The sequence below is a fragment of the Mesorhizobium sp. 113-3-9 genome, assembly GCF_016756515.1.
In the GTDB taxonomy this organism is placed as follows: domain Bacteria; phylum Pseudomonadota; class Alphaproteobacteria; order Rhizobiales; family Rhizobiaceae; genus Mesorhizobium.
This window is the reverse complement of sequence record NZ_AP023246.1, coordinates 5,540,520-5,560,864: the sequence shown is the minus strand read 5'-3', so window position 1 is coordinate 5,560,864 and position 20,345 is coordinate 5,540,520. Positions and strand designations below refer to the sequence as shown.

Genomic DNA, 20,345 nt, shown 5'->3' with positions numbered 1-20,345 from the left:
GGGCGAAAAGCCAACGATTTGGCTTTTCGCGCGACGAACGGTGGAGGCCCGGTCCGCCTTCGGGCGGATCAAAAGGTCCAGTGGACCTTTTTAAGGGGCTGAACGCCCGAAGGGCAGGGAGCCATAGCGAAGGGCGGGGTATCGGGCGGTAGCCCTAGAAAAGCCAACCGTTTGGCTTTCAAGTTTCGAACACACGGAGCCAGAAAATACCAGAGAGAGGGTCGTCTTGAAGAACCGGATAATCCTCTGGGGGACGGTCAGCCTGGTCTTTGCTGCGCTCGTCGCCGCCGGTGGCTTCGTCTACTTCCACACATACTCCCCGGACCGTGGCAGATATCCGGTCAGAGGCATCGACGTTTCCCACCATCAGGGCGAAATCGACTGGCGGCGCGTTGCCGCCGACGATGTCGCCTTCGCCATCATCAAGGCGACCGAAGGTGGCGATCACGTCGATCGTGCCTTTGCCACCAATCTGCGTGAGGCTCGCGCGGCTGGCCTCGCCGTCGGCGCCTATCATTTCTTCACCTTCTGCCGCCCCGGCGCCGACCAGGCGAAGAATTTCATCTCGGTCGTGCCGCAGGATCAGCCCTTGCTGCCTCCGGTCGTCGATATCGAGTTCGGCGGCAACTGTCCGCAGCGTCCATCGCCCGAACAATTGAATGCCGAACTCCAGGCTTTCCTTGGACCTGTCGAGGCGGCGTTCGGCAAGACGGCGATCGTTTATCTGACCGATGAGGCCGAGGCCGCCTATGCCGGGCAGATCGCCGCGCGCCCGCTGTGGCTTCGCTCACTGTTGATGGAACCGGACCGCCACGACTGGATCTATTGGCAGTATCACAACAGGGGGCGTGTGGATGGCATCCAGGGTGACGTCGACCTGAACGTTTTGCAGGGCGGGTCGGAGAAATTGGCGGCGCTGCTTGCATCAGCGCATTGAGGCCTTGCGGCCGAAGCGATCGCGATCGCGCGTCCGAATCGGTTTCTTCACAAACCGGGCTATGCTCTTGTGTGCATTGATGATCCGGCTGCGATCGGCATCGTCAGACCGCCCTTGCAGCGCGTCTTGCCATCGCTGAAAAACCCATCCCTGCGGCCATGATCGCGACTGCCGCGAATTGGATCGGGGTTGGTGTTTCGCCGAGCACGACCATGCCGACCACCACCGTGGCGATCGGTACGCCCGGCATGAACAGCGACGCCGCCTGCGACCCGAGTTGGCCAACGATATAAGTGTAGAGGAACATGGCGGCCGCACCGGCAAGAAGCCCCTGGATAATGACCTGGCCGACGATCTCGACGCCTGCCGCGGCATGCAAGCCGCTCGGCGCGAAGAGGGCGAGAAACGGCAATGGCAGGCAAGACAAAAGTACGACGGCGGCGGTGGCCGTGACCGGATCGATACGCCATTGCCGCACAAGCGTTGCATAGGCCGAAAACATGAGGCCCGATCCAACGAACAGCAGATCGCCGAGGAGAACCTCATAGCTGCCGCGTGCCGGCGCGATGAACAGCAACAGCCCAACGATTATGGTGGCGACCCCGATGGTCCGTTGGTGCGAAGCGCGTTCCTGGAAGATCGACAGCAGGAACGAGAAGAAGACGATCGAGGCAGGGCAAAGCGCCGCCCCATGGACGGCAGGCGCATAGGTGAGGCCCCAATTGATGATCAGCGGATAAGGCAATCCCGCCAGCGCCGCCAATGCCAGTGCCCGCCTCCAGCCCAATGCCCTTATTCGGGCGAAGCCGCTTCGCCAGACGAGCGGTAGGAAGGCAGCACCCGCACCTGCAAAGCGCAAGACGACCATATCGGTCACCGTCAGATGCTCTCTCAGGCTGAAGCGGGCCGCGACGAATTGAACGGCATAGATGCCGATCATGGTCAGCCCGGCGACGATCGCCAACCTTGCGCTTCCCGTGCTCTGTGCCACGTCCAGTCACCCACAACAACCGCCGCTGGATCGATAAGGCGTTGCGGCATAAACACAGGCTATTGCCGAAGAGCCTGCGATAAAATACGCTCATTTTGGGAGAGTTGAGTGCAATTCACGTAAATATGCCGGTTACAAAGTGAATTCAGAATCAGATGCTCTTGACGCCATCGATCGCGGTCTCCTGCGGTTGCTGCAGGAAGATGGACGTCGCACCACGCTTGATCTGGCAGTGCGCGTCGGCCTGTCGCCGACCGGTACCAGCCAACGCGTGAAACGACTGTTCCGCGACGGGTTCATCACTGCCGTCAGGGCGGTGCTCAATCCGGCAAAGATTGGCCGCGGCACGCTCGTCTTCATCGAGGTGCGGCTGGATCATACGGCTCCGCATATCTTCGACCGCTTCGCCGAGGCGGTGGCAAAGGCCCCCGAGGTTCTGGAATGCCACATGGTCGTCGGCGGTTTCGACTATCTGGTGAAGGCGCGCATTGCCGAGATGGCCGACTATCAGGATTTTCTGAAGCGCGTCATCCTGCCGCTGCCGGGGGTGAAAGAGACGCACACCTATGCGTCGATCGGCGACGTGAAACCGGACGCGCTGCTGCCGGTGTGAACTCCGTCAGTCCCTGCCGTCACCACCTCAAGCCGCGGCCTGGGAAACCTCCGGCGCCAGCGTCACATTCGCATCGCCCCAGGCTTTCAGGGCTGCTATGACCGGCTCCAGGCTTCTGCCGCGAGGGGTCAGGCTGTACTCCACTTTCGGCGGGACTTCCGGATAGATCTTGCGGGCAATCAGCCCATCGGCTTCCAGTTCGCGCAGCTGGTTGGTCAGCATTCGCTGCGTGCAGTTGGGAATGCGCCGGCGTATCTCGTTGAAGCGCAGCGTGCCCTCGAACAGATGGTAGAGCACGACTCCTTTCCACTTTCCGTCGATATAGCGGAGCGTTCCCTCCACGGTGCAGCCGGGGCTGCAATCGAATCGCTCATGGCGAATGCGCGGCATGACGGTATCCTTTTCGACACTATGTGCTTTATATGTGCATTCTTGCGCTTGGCGCGCATAGTCCGCATCTCTGCCCCAGACAAAGCTCAACAGCAATCGCGGAGATAAAAATGCGCGCCGTCGGCTATCAGATCCCAGCTCCCATCACCGATGAGGCGTCCCTCGTCGATATCGACCTGCCCAAGCCGGAGCCGAAAGGCCGTCAACTGCTGGTCGAGGTGAAGGCGATCTCGGTCAATCCGGTCGACACCAAGGTGAGGCGAAGTGCCAGGCCCGAAGCCGGAACCTGGCGGGTGCTTGGTTGGGATGCCGCCGGTCGGGTCGTTGCAACGGGTGCGGATGTCAGCCTGTTCAAGCTCGGTGACGACGTCTTCTATTCCGGTGCGCTCGCGCCGCAAGGCACCAATGCCGAATTCCACCTTGTCGATGAGCGCCTTGTCGGCCGCAAGCCTGGCTCGCTCGACTATGCGCAGGCTGCCGCGCTGCCGCTGACGGCGATCACCGCCTCTGAGGCGCTGTTCGACCGTCTTGACGTGAAGAAGCCTGTCATGGGCGCCGCGAATGCCATCGTCATCATCGGCGGCGCTGGCGGCGTCGGCTCGATTGCGGTCCAGCTTGCACGCCAACTGACCGATCTGACTGTGGTGGCCACCGCATCGAGGCCTGAAACACGCGACTGGGTGCTTGGGCTTGGCGCCCATCATGTCGTCGATCATTCCAGGCCGCTGGCCGCCGAAGTCGCCGCGCTGGGCATCGGCGCACCAGCCTTTGTGTTCTCGACAACCAATACCGACCGGCACCTGGCCGAGATTGCCGAATTGATCGCTCCGCAGGGCCGGTTCGGGTTGATCGACGATCCCCAGACGCTCGATATCAATCCGTTCAAGCGCAAGAGCGTTTCGGTCCATTGGGAGCTGATGTTCACGCGCTCGCTGTTCGAGACGCAGGACATGGCCTTGCAAGGCGAGCATCTCAACGAACTGTCACGCCTTGTCGACGCCGGCACCATCCGCACCACGTTGGGCGAAACATTCGGCCGTATCAACGCCGCCAATCTGAAGCGCGCCCATGCGCTGATCGAGACCGGCACGGCCAAGGGCAAGATCGTGCTGGAGGGGTTTTAGAGCAATTCCGGGAAAGGCGCGTAGCGCTTTCCCTTGGGAATCGCGTCAAGAATAGTACGGCGTCATTTCCGCAGGAACGTCGCGATCTGGCTGAATACATCGACGAACATGGCTTCCGTCAAAACGCCGGTATTGGTGTTGTAGCGCGAGCAATGATAGCTCGAAAACAGCGTGATACGGCCAGCCTCCATCTGCCCGCCATGTTTGAACGGATAGGCGGCGACGCGTCCGCCCAGCGCGCGCACGGTCGACTGATGCGCGATCGATCCCAGCGCCAGAACGGCGCGCAGTTTCGGAAAGCGGGCGATGGTCGGCACCAGGAATGTTCTGCACGTCGAAATCTCGGCGCCGACCGGCTTGTTCTCCGGCGGCACGCAGCGCACCGCATTGGTGATCGCGGTGCCGACAAGCTCCAGCCCGTCATCGGGCCGTGCCTTGAATTCACCGCGTGCAAAGCCGTGCGCGATCAGCGTCGAGTAGAGCAGGTCGCCGGCATAGTCGCCGGTGAAGGGGCGTCCGGTACGGTTGGCGCCGCGCAGGCCAGGCGCCAGGCCGACGATCAGAAGCTGGACGGTATCCTCGCCGCCCAGTGGCAGGAAGGTTGGCACCGGTGCGTTGAACCAGGACGGCTCGCGCTGCCGCCATTCGGCAATGAAGTCATGCAGCCGCGGGCACAGCGGGCAGTCGCGGTTCGGTTCGGCATGGGAGAGGGCGGTCAAGGCGACCGGCCTCAGTAGTCGTCCTCTTCGACTTCAGCCGGCTCGGGCCGGCGCACCGGCCGTTCGGAGGGATCACGGCCGACTTCGTTCTTCAGCGTAGTCAGGTCGATGAAGTGGTCGGCCTGGCGGCGCAGATCGTCCGAGATCATCGGCGGCTGCGAGGCCATGGTCGAGACGATCGATACCTTGCGCCCACGCCGCTGCAGCGCCTCGACGAGCGTGCGGAAGTCGCCATCGCCGGAAAAGATGACATAGTGGTCGACGACATCGGCCAGTTCCAGCGCATCGACGGTGAGCTCGATGTCCATATTGCCTTTGATCTTGCGGCGGCCGGTCGAGTCGGTGAATTCCTTGGCTGGCTTCGTCACCACCTTGAAGCCGTTATAGTCGAGCCAGTCGATCAGCGGGCGGATCGAGGAGTATTCCTGATCCTCGACCAGCGCCGTGTAATAATAGGCGCGCAGGAGATAGCCGCGCTTCTGGAAGCTGGACAGCAGCTTGCGATAGTCGATGTCGAAGCCGAGCGCCCGCGACGTGGCGTAGAGATTGGCACCGTCGATGAAGAGGGCGATCTTTTCACGGGGGTCGAACATGGAAAATAGTCCTTTTTCGAAAATGCGGCCGTCTAAACGAAATGCGGTAGCGACTATCGGTCAGGCTCATAATAAACCGGCTGACCCTAGCCATCCGAGATAACGCCAGTTTGGGGGCAATCCAAGGCGTGATGGCACAATGCAAGCAATTGTGATCGCGGCGCTGAACCAAGGATGCGGCCCGGTTTTGCCAAATCCAATGTCTGAACGGGGATTGGGTGCCCAATGCTACCGTCAATGCCATGATGCTTGTATTTTGGCGGCGTTCGGGTTATGGACCGCGCCTGTTTTCCATCAAATCCAGGCATGAAAGGGGCAGTCCATGGCCCGCGTAACCGTTGAAGATTGCATCGACAAGGTCGACAACCGCTTCGAGCTGGTGCTTTTGGCCGGCCACCGTGCTCGCCAGATCAGCCAGGGCGCGCAGATCACCGTTCCTCGCGACAACGACAAGAACCCGGTCATCGCCTTGCGCGAGATCGCCGACGAGACGCTGTCGCCCGACGATCTCAAGGAAGACCTGATCCATTCGCTCCAGAAGCATGTCGAGGTCGACGAGCCCGAAGCCGATGGCGAAGTCATCGCCGATCAGACCGGCGGCGCCGTTGCGGCCGCCGACACCGATGACGCCGAGGAGAACGTCACGTTCGATCGGATGACTGAGGAAGACCTGCTGGCCGGCATCGAGGGTCTGGTACCGCCGGAAAAGAGCGACGACTACTAAGCGAGCACTCTGGACTGCCCGGAATACGTTTCCGGCACTTCCGTCCAGTCAGTTTCGTGGCTATCTATGAGGTGCGCCGTACGCTAGTGCGGCGCATCAATCATTTCAGCACCGCGAGATTCCGCCCATGATGCGTCAGTATGAGCTTGTCGAGCGCGTCCAGCGCTACAAGCCTGACGTCAACGAGGCATTGCTCAACAAGGCCTATGTCTATGCCATGCAGAAGCATGGCCACCAGAAGCGCGCTTCCGGCGATCCCTATTTCTCGCATCCGCTCGAAGTCGCCGCCATCCTCACCGAAATGCACATGGACGAGGCGACGATCGCCGTCGCCCTGCTGCACGACACCATCGAGGACACCACGGCGACGCGGGCCGAGATCGACGATCTGTTCGGTCCCGAAATGGGCAAGCTGGTCGAGGGCCTGACCAAGCTCAAGAAGCTTGATCTCGTGTCGAAGAAGGCCGAGCAGGCGGAAAACCTGCGCAAGCTTCTGCTGGCGATTTCGGAAGATGTCCGCGTGCTGCTGGTCAAGCTCGCCGACCGGTTGCACAACATGCGCACTCTCGACCATATGCCCGAGGCCAAACGCCTGCGCATCGCCGAGGAGACGATGGACATTTACGCGCCGCTGGCCGGGCGCATGGGCATGCAAGGCATGCGCGAAGAGCTGGAGGAGATCGCCTTCCGCTTCATCAATCCGGAAGCCTACCGCGCCGTCACCGCGCGGCTTGCCGAGATCTTCGAGCGCAACAAGGGCGTGCTGACCGATATTGAAAAGGCGCTGTCGGCGCTGTTTGAAAAGCATGCCATCAACGCCAGCGTGAAGAGCCGGCAGAAGAAGCCTTGGTCTGTATTCCGCAAGATGGAGGCCAAGGCGCTGTCCTTCGAGCAGCTGTCCGATATTTTCGGCTTCCGCGTCGTCGTCGATACGGTCGAGGACTGCTATCGCGCGCTCGGCGCCATCCACACCACATGGTCGATGGTGCCGGGCCGCTTCAAGGACTACATCTCGACGCCGAAGCAGAACGACTACCGTTCAATCCACACCACCATCGTCGGGCCGTCGCGCCAGCGCGTCGAACTGCAGATCCGCACCCGCGAGATGAACAAGATCGCCGAATACGGCGTCGCGGCGCATTCGATCTACAAGGACACCGGCGGCAAGACGAATGGCGCCGGCCATTCGATCTCGAAGGAAACCAATGCCTATGCCTGGCTGCGGCGCACCATCGAGCAGCTCGCCGAGGGCGACAATCCAGAGGACTTTCTCGAAAATACCAAGCTGGAGCTTTTCCAGGACCAGGTGTTCTGCTTCACCCCGAAGGGCATGCTGATCGCCTTGCCGCGAGGCGCCACGCCCATCGACTTCGCCTACGCCGTGCACACCGATGTCGGTGACACCTGCGTCGGCGCCAAGGTCAATGGCCGCATCATGCCGCTGATGACGGAGCTGAAGAACGGCGACGAGGTCGAGATCATCCGCTCCAAGGCGCAGGTGCCGCCCGCCGCGTGGGAATCGGTCGTCGTCACCGGCAAGGCGCGCGCCGCCATCCGCCGTGCCACCAAGAACGCCATCCGCAAGCAGTATTCGGGCCTCGGCGCGCGCATTCTGGAGCGCGCCTTCGAGCGGGCCGGCAAGAATTTCACCAAGGAAAGCCTGAAGCCGGTTCTGCACCGGCTGGCGCGCAAGGATATAGAGGATGTGCTGGCGTCCGTCGGTCGTGGCGAACTGGCCTCCACCGACGTCATGAAGGCGGTCTTCCCCGACTACAAGGACGAGCGCGTCACGCCTGCGGCCCCCAAGCAGCGCGAGGAAGGTTGGTCGAAGATCCGCAACGCCGCCGGCATGCTGTTCCAGATTCCAGGCCGCGCGGCGCGCAAGGACAAGGACCAGCCACGCGACGGCGCCGTGCCGATCCGAGGCGTGCGTGGCGACCTGCCGGTGCGCTTCGCGCCGGAAGGCGCGGTACCGGGCGACCGTATCGTCGGCATCGTCCAGCCGGGCACCGGCATAACCATCTATCCGATCCAGTCGCCGGCCCTGCAGGCCTTCGACGACCAGCCCGAGCGTTGGATCGACGTGCGCTGGGACATCGACGAGCGCACCAAGGAACGGTTCCCCGCGCGTGTCTCGGTCACCGCCATCAATGCGCCGGGGTCGCTCGCCGATATAGCCCAGGTCGTCGCGTCCAACGACGCCAACATCCATACGCTGTCGATGGTGCGCACCGCGCCTGACTTCACCGAAATGCTGATCGATCTCGAAGTCTGGGATCTGAAGCATCTCAACCGGCTGCTATCGCAGCTCAAGGACAATTCCAGCGTCAGCGATGCACGGCGCGTGAATGGCTAGAACCATGATCCCGAAACGGGGAACCGTTCTTTGGGATCATGGTCAATCCAAGAGGGACACAGATGAATACCGATGAAGTGCTGGGCATTTTCCGCGAGGCGGGCGCTGTTCTGGAGGGGCATTTCATCCTGACGTCGGGCTTGCGCAGCCCGGTCTTCCTGCAGAAGGCACGGGTGTTCATGCATGCCGACAAGACCGAGCGCTTGTGCAAGGCGCTGGCCGAGAAGATCCGCGCCGCGGTGCCGGGCAAGATAGACTATATCGTCGGCCCGGCGATCGGCGGCCTGATCCCGGCTTACGAGACCTCACGTCATCTCGGCGTGCCGGCGATCTGGGTCGAGCGGGAAGGGGGCGAGTTCCGCCTGCGCCGCTTCGAGATCGCTCGGGGTGCGCGCGTCGTCATCGTCGAGGACATCGTCACCACCGGACTGTCGATCCGCGAAACCATCGAGTGCCTGCGCGAACTTGGCGCCGAGGTGGTGGCCGCGGCCTGCATCATCGACCGTTCGGCTGGGAAGACCCATGTCGGGGTGCCGCTGATCGCGCTCGCCGAATATGAGGTTCCGGCCTATCCGCCGGACCGGCTGCCGCCGGAGCTTGCCGCGATACCTGCGGTCAAGCCCGGCAGCCGCAACATTTGACTATGCATGTCGCCCAAAAGTGTGCAGCGGTTTTGGGACAACGACATGCATGAAACAAACATGCATGTCGCCCAAAAGTGTGCAGCGGTTTTGGGACAACGACATGCATGAAACAAACATGCATGTCGCCCAAAAGTGTCCGGCGGTTTGGGAATGACGACATGCATGAAAGCAAATTGGCGATGATCGTCGGTATCGATCATTTCGTGTTGACCGTGGCGTCGCTCGAGGCGACATGCGCCTTTTACCAGCGCGTGCTGGGCTTTGAGCGCATCGATGCGCCGGACCGGCCGACAGCGCTGGCGTTTGGCGGCCAGAAGATCAACGTCCATGAGATCAGCCGCACTTTTGAGCCCAAGGCGAAGTCGCCGACGCCGGGCTCAGGCGATTTCTGCCTGATCACCGAACTGCCACTCGACGAAATCCGTGCCCGTCTCGAAGCCGATGGTGTTGTGCTTGAACTGGGACCGGTCGAACGCATCGGGGCGCGAGGCCCGATGATGTCCGTCTATTTCCGCGACCCGGACGGCAATCTTGTCGAGGTCAGCCGGTACCTGCGGTAGTATCTCAGGCATTCGACTGCGACAAAAAGCCGAAGGCACTTCTCAAATTCGCCGTGATTGTCCGGTGTTGGAAGGGTGAACCTTACCAAAGATTATGCTGGCGCGGCCGCTGTACAGGCAGCCTTCGGTTGTTGTCGGGGTTGCGTATCGCTATATCAAAGTGGCGATTGCCTTTCAGTGGCCGCAAAGCGCAAGATGTGGCGGTTGAAGCCCGGCTGGAGACGGCCGGCATGTAAGCTGTAAAGTATCGGGAATAGGAAGAGTGCTTTTTCGTCGCCGCAAGCCTGATGGTCTCCTGGAGCGGGTGCGCACCTATTTGTGGCCGCGCCGTTCGTTTTCGCGCTCGCTGCAGTATTTTTCCAAGCGCATCCTGCGCCTGAAGGCCACGCCGCATGCGGTGGCCGCCGGGGTGGCGGCTGGTGTCTTCGCCTCGTTCTTTCCCGTGGGCTTCCATTTCATCATTGCCGCCGTTCTGTGTTGGGTTATTGCCGGCAATCTGGTAGCGGCGGCACTCGGCGCTGTTTTCTTTGGCAATCCGCTGACTTTTCCCATTCTGTGGGGTGCATCCTGGGAAACCGGCAAGCTCATCCTGCACGATCGCCTGCCGGCGCATGGTCCGCCGGCGCATCTGGGCGAGATGATGCACACGCTTTCCTTCGCGAAGCTGTGGCATCCCGTTCTGGAGCCCATGCTGATCGGCGCGGTGCCGCTCGGGTTGGTGTTCGGCCTCTTGTTTTACGGCGTCACGCGCTGGGGCATGAATGTCTTCCGCGAGCAAAGGCGCAAGCGGCTGGCAGAGCGTGCAAGCCGCCGTGAGCAGTCGGCCCACCCCGGCGCAGGCATCGGTTCAGCCGCCCGATGATCATCGGCATCGGCAGCGATCTGATCGATATCAGGCGCATCGAGAAATCGCTGGAGCGTCACGGACAGCGCTTCATCCAGAGAATCTACACCGAGGTCGAACAGGCGCGTTCGGATAACCGCGGCGCGCGCGCCGCCTCCTACGCCAAGCGCTTCGCCGCCAAGGAAGCTTGCGCCAAGGCGCTGGGTACCGGTCTGGCGCAAGGTGTCTTCTGGCGCGACATGGGCGTCGTCAACCTGCCCAGCGGCGCGCCGACGATGGCGCTGACCGGCGGAGCGCTGGCGCGACTGCAAAAGATACTTCCCCGAGGCCATCGGGCAGCGATCCACCTCACCATCACGGATGATTTCCCGCTCGCTCAAGCCTTTGTGATCATCGAGGCGTTGCCCGTCGAAGAAGCGCCACATTGATTGCATCTGACGTCCGGCATTGACGTTGCCCAGCGCGCGCCGAGACTCTATACATCCAACGCACAATCGAGGACGACATGAGCGTGGCTGAAAAATCCCAGAAGAAATCCGGCGGGCTTGGCGAAACCGTCAGCGTCATCGTCCAGGCGCTTTTGCTCGCGCTCGTCATCCGCACGCTCTTGTTCCAGCCCTTTTCTATCCCGTCGGGATCAATGCGGCCGACGCTTCTGGAAGGCGACTATCTGTTCGTCACCAAATGGTCCTACGGCTATTCGCGCTATTCGCTGCCTTTCGGTCCCGACCTCTTCTCGGGCCGTATCTGGGGCTCCGAGCCCAAGCGCGGCGATGTGGTGGTGTTCAAGTTCCCGCCGGATCCGTCCGTCGATTACATCAAGCGCGTGGTTGGCCTGCCTGGTGACAAGATCCAGATGAAGGATGGCCAACTGTTCATCAACGGCGTCGGCGTGCCGCGCGTGAAGACCGGCCAGATCGACAATCCCGATATCACCGAAATGCCTCAGCCGATCGATGTCTACCGGGAAACGCTGCCCAACGGCGTCAGCTACGACACGCTCGACCTCAATCCGAATTCAATCGGCGACAACACACGTGAATTCGACGTGCCGCCCGGCCATTATTTCATGATGGGCGACAACAGGGACAATTCCGCCGACAGCCGTTTCACCGTCGGCTACGTTCCCGCCGAGAATCTGGTTGGCCGCGCCAACCTTGTCTTCTTCTCGATCGCCGGCAAGGCAAGCCCGCTCGAAATCTGGAAATGGCCGTCGCTGATGCGCGCTTCGCGCCTGTTTCATTTCGTCAACTAGGGATGGCAGCGGCGAAGCGGCTGACCGCCGATGCGCTCGCCGAAGCGCTTGTGGAACGCACGGGCCATGCCTTTGCCGACCGCCAGCGTCTGCAGCGCGCGCTCACCCATGCCAGTGCCCGGGGCGCCAATGCCGGCACTGACTATGAGCGTTTCGAATTTCTCGGCGATCGGGTTCTTGGTCTGGTCGTTGCCGACATGCTGCTGGCCGCTTTTCCCGATGCGGCGGAAGGCGAGTTGTCACTGCGGCTCAATGCGCTGGTCAACGCCGAGGCACTTTCCGAGATCGCCGAGCATATCGGGTTACCGGACCTCGTCCGCGCTGGATCCGACGTGCGCGGGCTCGAGGGTCGCAAGCGCGTCAATCTGCGCGCCGACGCATTGGAATCACTGATCGCCGTGCTCTATCTCGACGGCGGCCTGGAGGCGGCGCGCGCTTTCATCCACAAATACTGGCAGCCGCGTTCGCAGGCTTCGGGTGCCGCGCGCCGCGACGCCAAGACCGAATTGCAGGAATGGGCGCATCAGGCGGCGAGTGCCGTCCCGGCTTACAACATCGACAGCCGCGAGGGGCCGGACCACGATCCGTTGTTCACCGTCAGCGTCAGGGTTGGTGCATTTCAGCCGGCGACAGGCAGCGGCCGTTCCAAGCGTGAAGCGGAGCAGGCCGCCGCGGCTGCCCTTCTGCTGCGCGAAGGTGTATGGAACGCAGCATGACCGATATTGAAACTGCTGAAGCCCCTGCCACCCATTCCGGATTTGTCGCGCTGATCGGCGCGCCCAATGCGGGCAAGTCGACGCTGGTCAACCAGTTGGTCGGCGCCAAGGTGTCGATCGTCACGCACAAGGTGCAGACGACACGCGCCATAGTGCGCGGCATCGCCACGCACGACAACGCGCAGATCGTCTTCGTGGACACGCCGGGTATCTTCAAGCCGAAGCGGCGCCTCGACACGGCGATGGTGACCACCGCCTGGGGCGGCGCCAAGGATGCCGATATCGTTCTGCTGCTGATCGACGCCGAGCGCGGCATCAGGGGCGATGCCGACGCTATCCTCGAAAGGCTGAAGGACGTGCGCCAGCCGATGGCGCTGATCCTCAACAAGGTCGACCGGGTCAAGCATGAGACGCTGCTGGCCCTGTCCGCGGCCGCCAACGAGAAAGTGCCTTTCAAGCGCACCTTCATGGTCTCAGCACTGACCGGCTCTGGCTGCAAGGACCTGCTCGACTATCTGGCGCAGGCGTTGCCCGCAGGCCCCTGGTATTATCCGGAAGACCAGATCTCCGATCTGCCGATGCGCCAGCTTGCGGCCGAGATCACCCGCGAAAAACTCTATCTCAGGCTGCATCAGGAACTGCCCTATTCCTCGCATATCGAGACCGAGAAATGGGAAGAGAAGCCGGACGGCTCGGTGCGCATCGACCAGACCATCTATGTCGAGCGCGACAGCCAGAAGAAGATCGTGCTTGGCCACAAGGGCGAAACCATCCGTGCCATCGGCCAGGCGGCACGCATGGAGATTGCAGGCATCCTCGAGCAGAAGGTGCATCTGTTCCTGTTCGTGAAGGTGCGCGAGAACTGGGGCGACGATCCCGAGCGTTACCGCGAGATGGGTCTCGAATTCCCGCATTAGCGGCCCATGGATAGCAGGCTTATCATCGACACGGCTCTGGTCCGCCGGTTGGTCGCCACGCAATTCCCCTTGTGGAAGGATCTTGCGGTCAGGCCGGTTGAGCTTGGCGGATGGGACAACAGGACCTTTCATCTTGGCGACCAGATGACCGTGCGGCTGCCAAGCGCCGCCGCCTATTCCCTGCAAGTGGAAAAGGAGCATCGCTGGCTGCCGAGGTTGGCGCCGCTTCTGCCGCTACCCATTCCGGTACCGCTGGCCATGGGAATTCCGGCCGACGGCTACCCCTGGCATTGGTCCGTCCATGGCTGGATCGAGACCGCGAAGCGGGAGCGCATCGCCAACCTGTCGCAATTCGCAACAGACCTCGCCGCATTCCTGACTGCGTTGAGACGCATCGACCCGACCGGCGGACCGGCGCCTGGGTCGCACAACTTCTTCCGTGGTGGTTCCCTGACCGTCTATGACGGCGAGACAAGGCAAGCGATCACCGCACTTGGCAGTCGCATCGATGCCAGCACGGCGAGTGCCGTATGGGAAGCAGCCCTTGCCGCCACCTGGCAGGGGCCGCCGGTTTGGTTCCATGGCGATGTCAGCTGGGGCAACCTGCTTGTCGAAAAGGGTCGTTTGAGCGCGGTGATCGACTTCGGCACGTCGGGTGTCGGCGATCCGTCCTGCGACCTCACGATCGCCTGGACCTTGTTCGAGGGCGAGAGCAGGGACGTTTTCCGCACCGGTCTTGCCGTCGATGAGCCGACCTGGGCACGCGGGCGTGGCTGGGCGCTGTGGAAGGCGTTGATCACCGCCGCCGGCCGCATAGACAATCTGGTTGAGATCGAAAAATCCTGGCGTGTCATCGACGCGGTGCTGGCCGATCTCAGCCACCGGACGTGACGTGACTCCTCGAATCGTCCTTGTTTCCGCTCGCCTGTGTTTGCCGCGTTGGGTTTGAGAAAGCGATCCCACACCGGCGCACGATGAGCAGGCTGCTGTCCTAATCGAGAGCACTGCAGCCCCACGCCGGCGTGTTTCGACCGGCTCGGCGAGATTTTGGCCGATCTGGCAGAGCATTGGAATTTCCTCGCAATACCGCTGAGCGGAGGATGCTGCCCCGGATATGCCGCACGCAAAATTGCGGTTACTTTTCCCAAAAAAATATCGAAAATATCATCGTTGGACTGCAAATTCGAAATATATTGTGCTGAAAATCATAGTTAGCCGAGAAACTATCTGAATATATATTAAATATATGACGTTGTGCCATTTGTGCCAATTGCGATGTAAGCTAGTGTTATTTGTGCAACACGGCATTAATCTGTTCAAAGAATCGACGTTATTTCCAAAACCGTCATTGAAGGCGGAGGATTGATGGGTATGTTCGCCGCGAAAAGGGGACGCGGTGCGCGCCTTTTCGTTGTGGGGGTGAGGCGGGAAAACATATCCGCCAGCCACAAATCCGAAGCCATTTAAACTATGACTGGAGAGGTCAGAAAATGAACATCAAGAGCCTCCTTCTCGGCTCAGCCGCGGCCCTGATCGCGGTTTCCGGCGCTCGCGCCGCGGACGCGGTTGTCGTCGCCGAACCGGAACCGGCCGAATACGTCAAGATCTGCGACGTCTACGGCGCCGGCTACTTCTACATCCCGGGCACCGAGACCTGCCTGCGCATCGGCGGCTATCTCCGCTATGACGCCGGTTTTGGTGATGTCGGCTCGTTGGACGGCGCTCGCGCCACTGATGTCCGCGACGGTAGCCAGCAGGGAACCTGGTTGAAAAACACTCGCTTCAATTTGAAGACGTGGACCGGCCAGGAAACCGAGCTTGGCACTTTGAAGACCTATACTGAAACCCGCTTTAATTTTGGCAACACTTCAAAAAGCGGCATTGCAAGCTACAATCAATATACTGAAAGCTACAATGCAGGCGCTGCCAACAAGAGTGTTACCCTGAATTTCGCCTGGATACAGCTTGGTGGTCTACGCGTCGGTAAGGATGAAACCCCTTATGATTCGTTCATCGGCTACGCTGGCAACGTCGTGCAGGATACGATCATTAAATATGGTATCAAAGACACCAACCTGATCAGCTACTACTTTGACATCGGCAACGGCTTCTCGGCCGTAGCTTCGCTGGAAGAAGGTTCTGGCACAACAGAGACCATCGACAGCTACGTTCCCCATGTTGTCGGCGGTGTGAAGTACAAGGGCGATTGGGGTGCGATCACCGCGGTTGGCGCCTACAACAGCAACTGGGAAGAATGGGCAGGCAAGGCCCGTCTTGACCTGAAGGCGACGGCGGATCTGACCTTGTTCGCAATGGTTGGTTACGGCACCGACGACAACGTTGCCAAGAGCTTCTACAAGCCTTGGAATGGAAACTTCGCGGTCTGGGGCGGTGGCACCTACACGGTGAACAAGAAGGTCGCGCTCAACGCACAGGTCTCCTACACCGATGCCAGCGACTTCGCGGTGGCGGCCAACGTCGCTTACACGATCGTCCCGGGCTACACGATCACCGCCGAAGTCGATTATTACGACAATTTTGACAAGAACAACTCAGACGCGATCGGTGGCATTTTCCGCTTCCAGCGTTCATTCTAACAGATCGACCAATCTTCATCGAACCGCCCGTGGCACATCGCTACGGGCGGTTTTTTGCGCCGAGTGCCGCTCACGATCTGCCTAGGCGCCAGGCCCATACCTTGATTTCGCCACTCAACGGGTGAAAAGCTCTGGGCATGGAATGGCGCGACGAGGGAATCATTCTCGGCACCCGCAAGCATGGCGAAACCAGCGCCATTCTCGAGGTGATGACGCGTGCGCATGGCCGTTATCTCGGTCTCGTTCGCGGCGGCCGTTCGCGCAAGCAGCAACCTGTTCTCCAACCCGGCAATCGCGTCGATCTCCTATGGCGCGCGCGCCTTGACGAACATCTCGGTACGTTCCAGGTCGAGGCGATCGAAATGAACGCTGCCCGGCTGATGGACAGCGCCGTCGCCGTCTACGGGCTGCAGACCATGGCCACGCATCTGCGCCTGTTGCCCGAGCGTGACGCCCATGGCGGCCTTTACGAAGCGCTCGCCGTCATGATCGCTCATCTCGACGATGCCGATGCCGCCGGAGAATTGGTAGCGCGCTTCGAGCTTCTGATCCTTGATGAACTCGGCTTCGGCCTCGATCTCAGCCAATGCGCCGCCACCGGCACGAGGCAGGACCTTGCCTATGTCTCGCCGAAGTCGGGCCGCGCGGTGTCGCGCGACGCCGGCGCGCCCTGGCGCGACAAGATGCTGGTGCTGCCGGCGTTTCTGCAGCGCGGCTCCGGCCTGCGCGCTGATCCGGCGGCGGTCGAGGATGCCTTCCGGCTGACAGGGTTTTTCTTCACGCGCCACGTCTACGAGCCGCGTGCCATCGAACAGCCCGATGCCCGCGCCGGCTTTCTCGCCGCCTTGCGCAAGCACCATGCGACGCGCAAGACCATTGCCGGAGACAACGCAGCATGACCGAAGTCGAACTGTATCCGGGCCGGGTCTCGCCGCTCGGCCTCGGCACAATTCCGCACGCCGATATCCTCAAATACACTGGCCTGGAACTGCTGCGGCGCATCATCGACGGCGGATATCCGGCGCCGCCAATTTCCTTTCAGTTGAATTTCGCCCTTACCGAAGTGTCGGAGGGGCGGGCGGTTTTTCGCGGTATGCCGAGCGAGCGTCACCTCAACCCGCTGGGCAGCGTGCATGGCGGCTGGGCGGCGACGCTGCTCGATTCGGCATTGGGCTGCGCGGTGCAGACATTGCTTGAAAAAGGCGAGGCCTATTCGACGGCGGAGTTCAAGGTGAATCTCACGCGGCCGATCACGCCCTGGACCGGCGAGGTGGTCTGCGAAGGCAAGGTGGTCCACAAGGGCCGCACGCTTGCCGTGTCGGAAGCGACGCTGAAGGATGCCGGCGGCAAGCTGCTGGCTTTCGGCACGGAGACATGTTCGATATTTCCGGCCGCCAATCTGGCGGCACGTTGAGTTTTCCAGCCGTTTAGCCGCCGTATTTGAATGTCAGTGAGATGAAACGTCAGTGAAAACTGGCCTGGTTTGGGGGAACCGCCATGTTTGAGAGCCTGATCGGCCTTGTCGCCATCATCGCCTTGTTCGTCATCATTTCGCGCCAGCAGAACCGCATCGGTCTGATCGAGCGCGAGCTTGGCGCGCTGCGCAGCCTTGTCCTTTCAGGTGTCGTGCCGCCGGTGGCCAAGCCGCCCGAGCAGGCCGCGACCGACGGCAAGGCGGACGCCGTGCCGGTGGCTGCAGCGGCGGCCGATTTCGCCTCGTCAGCGGTAAGCGAGCCGGCGGTAGCGGAGACGCCGACTGCAGGGACACCGACCACGGAGACAGAATCTCCGCCAGGCGAGATCGTGTCCGGCCCCTGGTCCGCGGGCGAGGCTCCGAAGGCAGTTGAACCTGTCGAGCCGGCCGTCGCGGCAAGGGCTCCCGGCAAGCCGGATATCGAGACGGCGCTCGGCACCCGCTGGGCCGTCTGGGTCGGCGGCATCGCGCTGGCACTGGGTGGCCTGTTCCTGATCCGCTACACGATCGAGGCCGGCATTTTCGGCCCTGGCGTGCGGCTCACCATGGCAGCGGTGCTCGGGTTGGTGCTGGTCGCCGGCGGCGAATTCATTCGCCGCACCGGCTTCAAGGTGCCGGTGCAAGGTGTTGCGGGCGCCTATATTCCGGCGATCCTGACGGCGGCCGGTGCCTTCATCCTGTTCGGCACCGTCTATGCCGCCCACGGCATTTACGGCTTCATCGGCCCGGCGCTCGCCTTTACGCTGCTCGGTGCCATCGGCGTTGCCACCATCGCGGCGGCTCTTGTCCATGGTCAGGCTCTGGCCGGCATCGGCCTTGTCGGCGCCATGGTGACGCCGGTGCTGATCGCCTCCCAGGCGCCCAATCGCTGGGCGCTGTTCGGCTATCTCGCCATAGTGCTCGCCGCCACCGGCGTCATTGCTCGCATGCGCGACTGGAAAGCGCTGATGGCGGCGGCCTTTTTCGGCACCGGCATCTGGACCATCCTCTACATGACCGATGCCCCGGGCGTGAACCTGTCCGCAATCCTGTTCATCGATGCCGTCACGCTGGCCATCCTCGCTTTTGTCTGGCTCGGCGGCCATCGCGACGAAACCGCCAGGGCCTTTGACTGGCCGTCCATCGTGCCTGGCCTGTTCGTTGCCTTCTCGGCGCTGGGCCTGTCGGTCGACCCGGCCTTCGCCGCCGCAGGCTATGCCTTGCCGGGCGCCGCGATCCTCGCGGCAATAGTGGCCGTTGCGCTCTATCGTCCGCTGGCCCTGCCGCTGCTTTACGCCGCAGGGCTGGCGACGGTACTGATCTATCTCGGCATCATCCCGCCAACCTCGATCGCGTCCGACTTTTCGGCCGGCGCTCTCGGCGTCGATGGCTTGCCCTTGGCCACGTCCAATGGTCTGACCCTGCGCATTGGCATTGCACTGGGCCTGGTCTTCATCGGCGCGGGCTTGTGGGCCGCCCGCAAGTTCGCGGCATCGTCCTGGTTGCGGTCCGCCTCCTGGGCAGCATCGGGTGTCATGGTGCCACTGGTCATCCTGCTGGCGCTCTGGTTCACCTTCGGCAATCTCGACCGTGACTTTGTCTATGCCGTCGTTGCAGCCCTGCTGGTCGTGGTCTTCGCCGCCGGCGGCGAATGGATCGCGCGCGCCGAGGAGCCGCCACTCAAGGGCGGCATGGCGGTGTCGTTTGCCTTGGGTGGCGCGGCGATCGCCGGCCTCTTGATGCTGCACATGGCTTTCGATTCCGGCTGGACCACCATTCTGCTCGGTGCCGCGGCCATCGTGCCTGCGCTGGCAACGCGCTGGCGCTCTTATCCCGTGCTCGGCTGGATTTCGGTTGGCGCCGTGATCGCCGTGCTTGGCCGCGTCGCCTTCGATCCGACGATCGTCGGCGCCGAATTCCTGTCGATGACACCGGTGTTCAACTGGCTGCTGCCGGGCTACGGCGTACCGGCGCTCGCCTCTGGCTTCGCCGCCTGGCAGCTCGCCCGCACCACCAATGGCCGGCCGCGCCTCGCCATGGAGGCGGCTGCGGCGCTGTTTGCGCTGCTGACTGTCGCCATGCTGGTGCGTCACGCCATGCATGGCGGCGTCATCGATACGGGTGCGATGACGCTCGCCGAACAGGCGATCTACACACTGATCGCCATCGGCGCCGGCGCCATCCTGGTCGCCATCGATATGCGCTCGCCAAGTTCGGTGCTGCGCTATGGTTCGATGGCCGCCGGGGTGGTTTCGGTCGCCCTCATCGTCATCCGGCATTTCGTGGTGCTGAACCCATTATTCACCGACGAATCGACAGGCCGGATCCCGGTATTAAACCTGTTGTTCCTGGCCTATCTCCTGCCGGCGGTCGCCGCCGGCGGGCTGGCGCTCTACATCAGGGACAAGCGGCCGAAATGGTATGCGCAAATGCTGGCGCTGGTGGCGGCGGTACTTGCCTTCACCTACGCTACGCTTTCGGTAAGGCGCCTGTTCAAGGGCGAGTTCATCGGCCTGTGGAGCGGGCTCGGCCAGCTGGAAACCTACACCTATTCAGCGCTCTGGCTGGTAATCGGCGTAGCATTGCTCACCGCCGGCGTCTGGCTGAAGTCGCAGGTGCTTCGCATTGCCTCCGCCGTACTGATCGCGATCGCGGTGCTGAAGGTCTTTCTCTTCGACATGTCGGAGTTGGAAGGCGTGCTCAGGGCGCTGTCCTTCATCGGCCTTGGCGCCGTGCTGATCGGCATCGGCCTGTTCTACCAGCGGCTTTTGACCAGGGCGGCGAAGGAAAATGGATAAAGGCAAGCAAGAACAATAAGATTTCAGCCCAGCCGGGAATAAATCGGCCAGTGGGAACGTTATCTCATTGCTTGGGTGACCGGGGCGGCGGACCGCTTCGCGCTGGCCGCTTGC

The 20,345-nt window shown here is 61.9% G+C and carries 21 protein-coding genes; 17 read left to right on the top strand and 4 right to left on the bottom strand.

Annotated elements, in window-relative coordinates; genetic code table 11:
- Positions 1 to 226 precede the first annotated feature (226 nt).
- On the top strand, positions 227 to 937 hold the full coding sequence (locus MesoLj_RS27335) for a glycoside hydrolase family 25 protein (RefSeq protein ID WP_202323211.1): 711 nt from the start codon (positions 227 to 229) through the stop codon (positions 935 to 937).
- A gap of 103 nt (positions 938 to 1,040) precedes the next feature.
- Here the strand turns inward: MesoLj_RS27335 and MesoLj_RS27330 are convergent, their stop codons facing one another.
- Positions 1,041 to 1,928: a DMT family transporter gene (locus MesoLj_RS27330; protein ID WP_244735175.1), complete on the bottom strand. Its 888-nt coding sequence runs from the start codon at positions 1,926 to 1,928 to the stop codon at positions 1,041 to 1,043.
- 139 nt (positions 1,929 to 2,067) lie between these two features.
- Between MesoLj_RS27330 and MesoLj_RS27325 the strand changes: the two genes are divergently transcribed.
- Entirely contained in the window at positions 2,068 to 2,541 is a 474-nt protein-coding gene (locus MesoLj_RS27325) for an Lrp/AsnC family transcriptional regulator (RefSeq protein WP_202323210.1), read from the top strand.
- A 27-nt stretch (positions 2,542 to 2,568) separates the two neighbouring features.
- On the opposite strand, the gene MesoLj_RS27320 is transcribed toward MesoLj_RS27325, so the two are convergent.
- Positions 2,569 to 2,931 (bottom strand): winged helix-turn-helix transcriptional regulator, encoded by a 363-nt coding sequence (locus tag MesoLj_RS27320; RefSeq protein ID WP_202323209.1) that lies wholly within the window; start codon positions 2,929 to 2,931, stop codon positions 2,569 to 2,571.
- A 110-nt stretch (positions 2,932 to 3,041) separates the two neighbouring features.
- Here MesoLj_RS27320 and MesoLj_RS27315 point away from each other — a divergent pair, with 110 nt between their 5' ends.
- Positions 3,042 to 4,055, top strand: a complete 1,014-nt coding sequence (locus MesoLj_RS27315) for a zinc-binding alcohol dehydrogenase family protein (protein ID WP_202323208.1) — start codon at positions 3,042 to 3,044, stop codon at positions 4,053 to 4,055.
- 62 nt (positions 4,056 to 4,117) lie between these two features.
- Here MesoLj_RS27315 and MesoLj_RS27310 read toward each other — a convergent pair whose 3' ends face one another.
- A complete protein-coding gene (locus tag MesoLj_RS27310) occupies positions 4,118 to 4,774 on the bottom strand; it encodes a uracil-DNA glycosylase (RefSeq protein WP_202323207.1) in 657 nt (218 codons plus the stop codon).
- A gap of 11 nt (positions 4,775 to 4,785) precedes the next feature.
- A complete protein-coding gene (locus tag MesoLj_RS27305; RefSeq protein WP_056563452.1) occupies positions 4,786 to 5,367 on the bottom strand; it encodes a LabA-like NYN domain-containing protein in 582 nt (193 codons plus the stop codon).
- A 322-nt stretch (positions 5,368 to 5,689) separates the two neighbouring features.
- Between MesoLj_RS27305 and rpoZ the strand changes: the two genes are divergently transcribed.
- The 14 genes from rpoZ to MesoLj_RS27235 all read left to right on the top strand — a co-directional run bounded on the left by rpoZ (position 5,690) and on the right by MesoLj_RS27235 (position 20,231).
- Positions 5,690 to 6,091, top strand: a complete 402-nt coding sequence (rpoZ, locus tag MesoLj_RS27300) for a DNA-directed RNA polymerase subunit omega (protein ID WP_013896382.1) — start codon at positions 5,690 to 5,692, stop codon at positions 6,089 to 6,091.
- A 127-nt stretch (positions 6,092 to 6,218) separates the two neighbouring features.
- A complete protein-coding gene (locus tag MesoLj_RS27295; protein WP_202323206.1) occupies positions 6,219 to 8,447 on the top strand; it encodes a RelA/SpoT family protein in 2,229 nt (742 codons plus the stop codon).
- Positions 8,448 to 8,509: 62 nt separating this feature from the next.
- Positions 8,510 to 9,088 carry an orotate phosphoribosyltransferase gene (pyrE, locus tag MesoLj_RS27290; protein ID WP_140768544.1) on the top strand — a complete coding sequence of 193 codons (579 nt, stop codon included), beginning with the start codon at positions 8,510 to 8,512 and terminating at the stop codon, positions 9,086 to 9,088.
- Between the two features lie 161 nt (positions 9,089 to 9,249).
- Positions 9,250 to 9,651 carry a VOC family protein gene (locus MesoLj_RS27285; RefSeq protein WP_202323205.1) on the top strand — a complete coding sequence of 134 codons (402 nt, stop codon included), beginning with the start codon at positions 9,250 to 9,252 and terminating at the stop codon, positions 9,649 to 9,651.
- Positions 9,652 to 9,913: 262 nt separating this feature from the next.
- On the top strand, positions 9,914 to 10,513 hold the full coding sequence (locus tag MesoLj_RS27280; protein ID WP_140768540.1) for a DUF2062 domain-containing protein: 600 nt from the start codon (positions 9,914 to 9,916) through the stop codon (positions 10,511 to 10,513).
- On the top strand, positions 10,510 to 10,923 hold the full coding sequence (gene acpS, locus MesoLj_RS27275) for a holo-ACP synthase (RefSeq protein ID WP_202323204.1): 414 nt from the start codon (positions 10,510 to 10,512) through the stop codon (positions 10,921 to 10,923). The genes MesoLj_RS27280 and acpS overlap by 4 nt, the downstream gene beginning before the upstream one ends.
- 77 nt (positions 10,924 to 11,000) lie before the next feature.
- Positions 11,001 to 11,750, top strand: a complete 750-nt coding sequence (gene lepB / locus MesoLj_RS27270) for a signal peptidase I (protein WP_140768536.1) — start codon at positions 11,001 to 11,003, stop codon at positions 11,748 to 11,750.
- Between the two features lie 2 nt (positions 11,751 to 11,752).
- Positions 11,753 to 12,466, top strand: coding sequence for a ribonuclease III (gene rnc, locus MesoLj_RS27265; protein WP_140768534.1), 714 nt, complete (start codon positions 11,753 to 11,755; stop codon positions 12,464 to 12,466).
- Positions 12,451 to 13,383, top strand: a complete 933-nt coding sequence (gene era, locus MesoLj_RS27260; protein WP_202323203.1) for a GTPase Era — start codon at positions 12,451 to 12,453, stop codon at positions 13,381 to 13,383. The genes rnc and era overlap by 16 nt, the downstream gene beginning before the upstream one ends.
- A 6-nt stretch (positions 13,384 to 13,389) precedes the next feature.
- A complete protein-coding gene (locus tag MesoLj_RS27255; RefSeq protein ID WP_202323202.1) occupies positions 13,390 to 14,274 on the top strand; it encodes an aminoglycoside phosphotransferase family protein in 885 nt (294 codons plus the stop codon).
- Between the two features lie 599 nt (positions 14,275 to 14,873).
- Positions 14,874 to 15,980: a porin gene (locus MesoLj_RS27250; protein ID WP_202323201.1), complete on the top strand. Its 1,107-nt coding sequence runs from the start codon at positions 14,874 to 14,876 to the stop codon at positions 15,978 to 15,980.
- A gap of 137 nt (positions 15,981 to 16,117) precedes the next feature.
- Positions 16,118 to 16,879, top strand: coding sequence for a DNA repair protein RecO (recO, locus tag MesoLj_RS27245; RefSeq protein WP_140768528.1), 762 nt, complete (start codon positions 16,118 to 16,120; stop codon positions 16,877 to 16,879).
- A complete protein-coding gene (locus MesoLj_RS27240; RefSeq protein WP_202323200.1) occupies positions 16,876 to 17,394 on the top strand; it encodes a PaaI family thioesterase in 519 nt (172 codons plus the stop codon). Before recO ends, MesoLj_RS27240 begins: the two co-directional genes overlap by 4 nt.
- An 83-nt stretch (positions 17,395 to 17,477) precedes the next feature.
- Positions 17,478 to 20,231, top strand: coding sequence for a DUF2339 domain-containing protein (locus MesoLj_RS27235; protein ID WP_202323199.1), 2,754 nt, complete (start codon positions 17,478 to 17,480; stop codon positions 20,229 to 20,231).
- Positions 20,232 to 20,345: the final 114 nt, after the last annotated feature.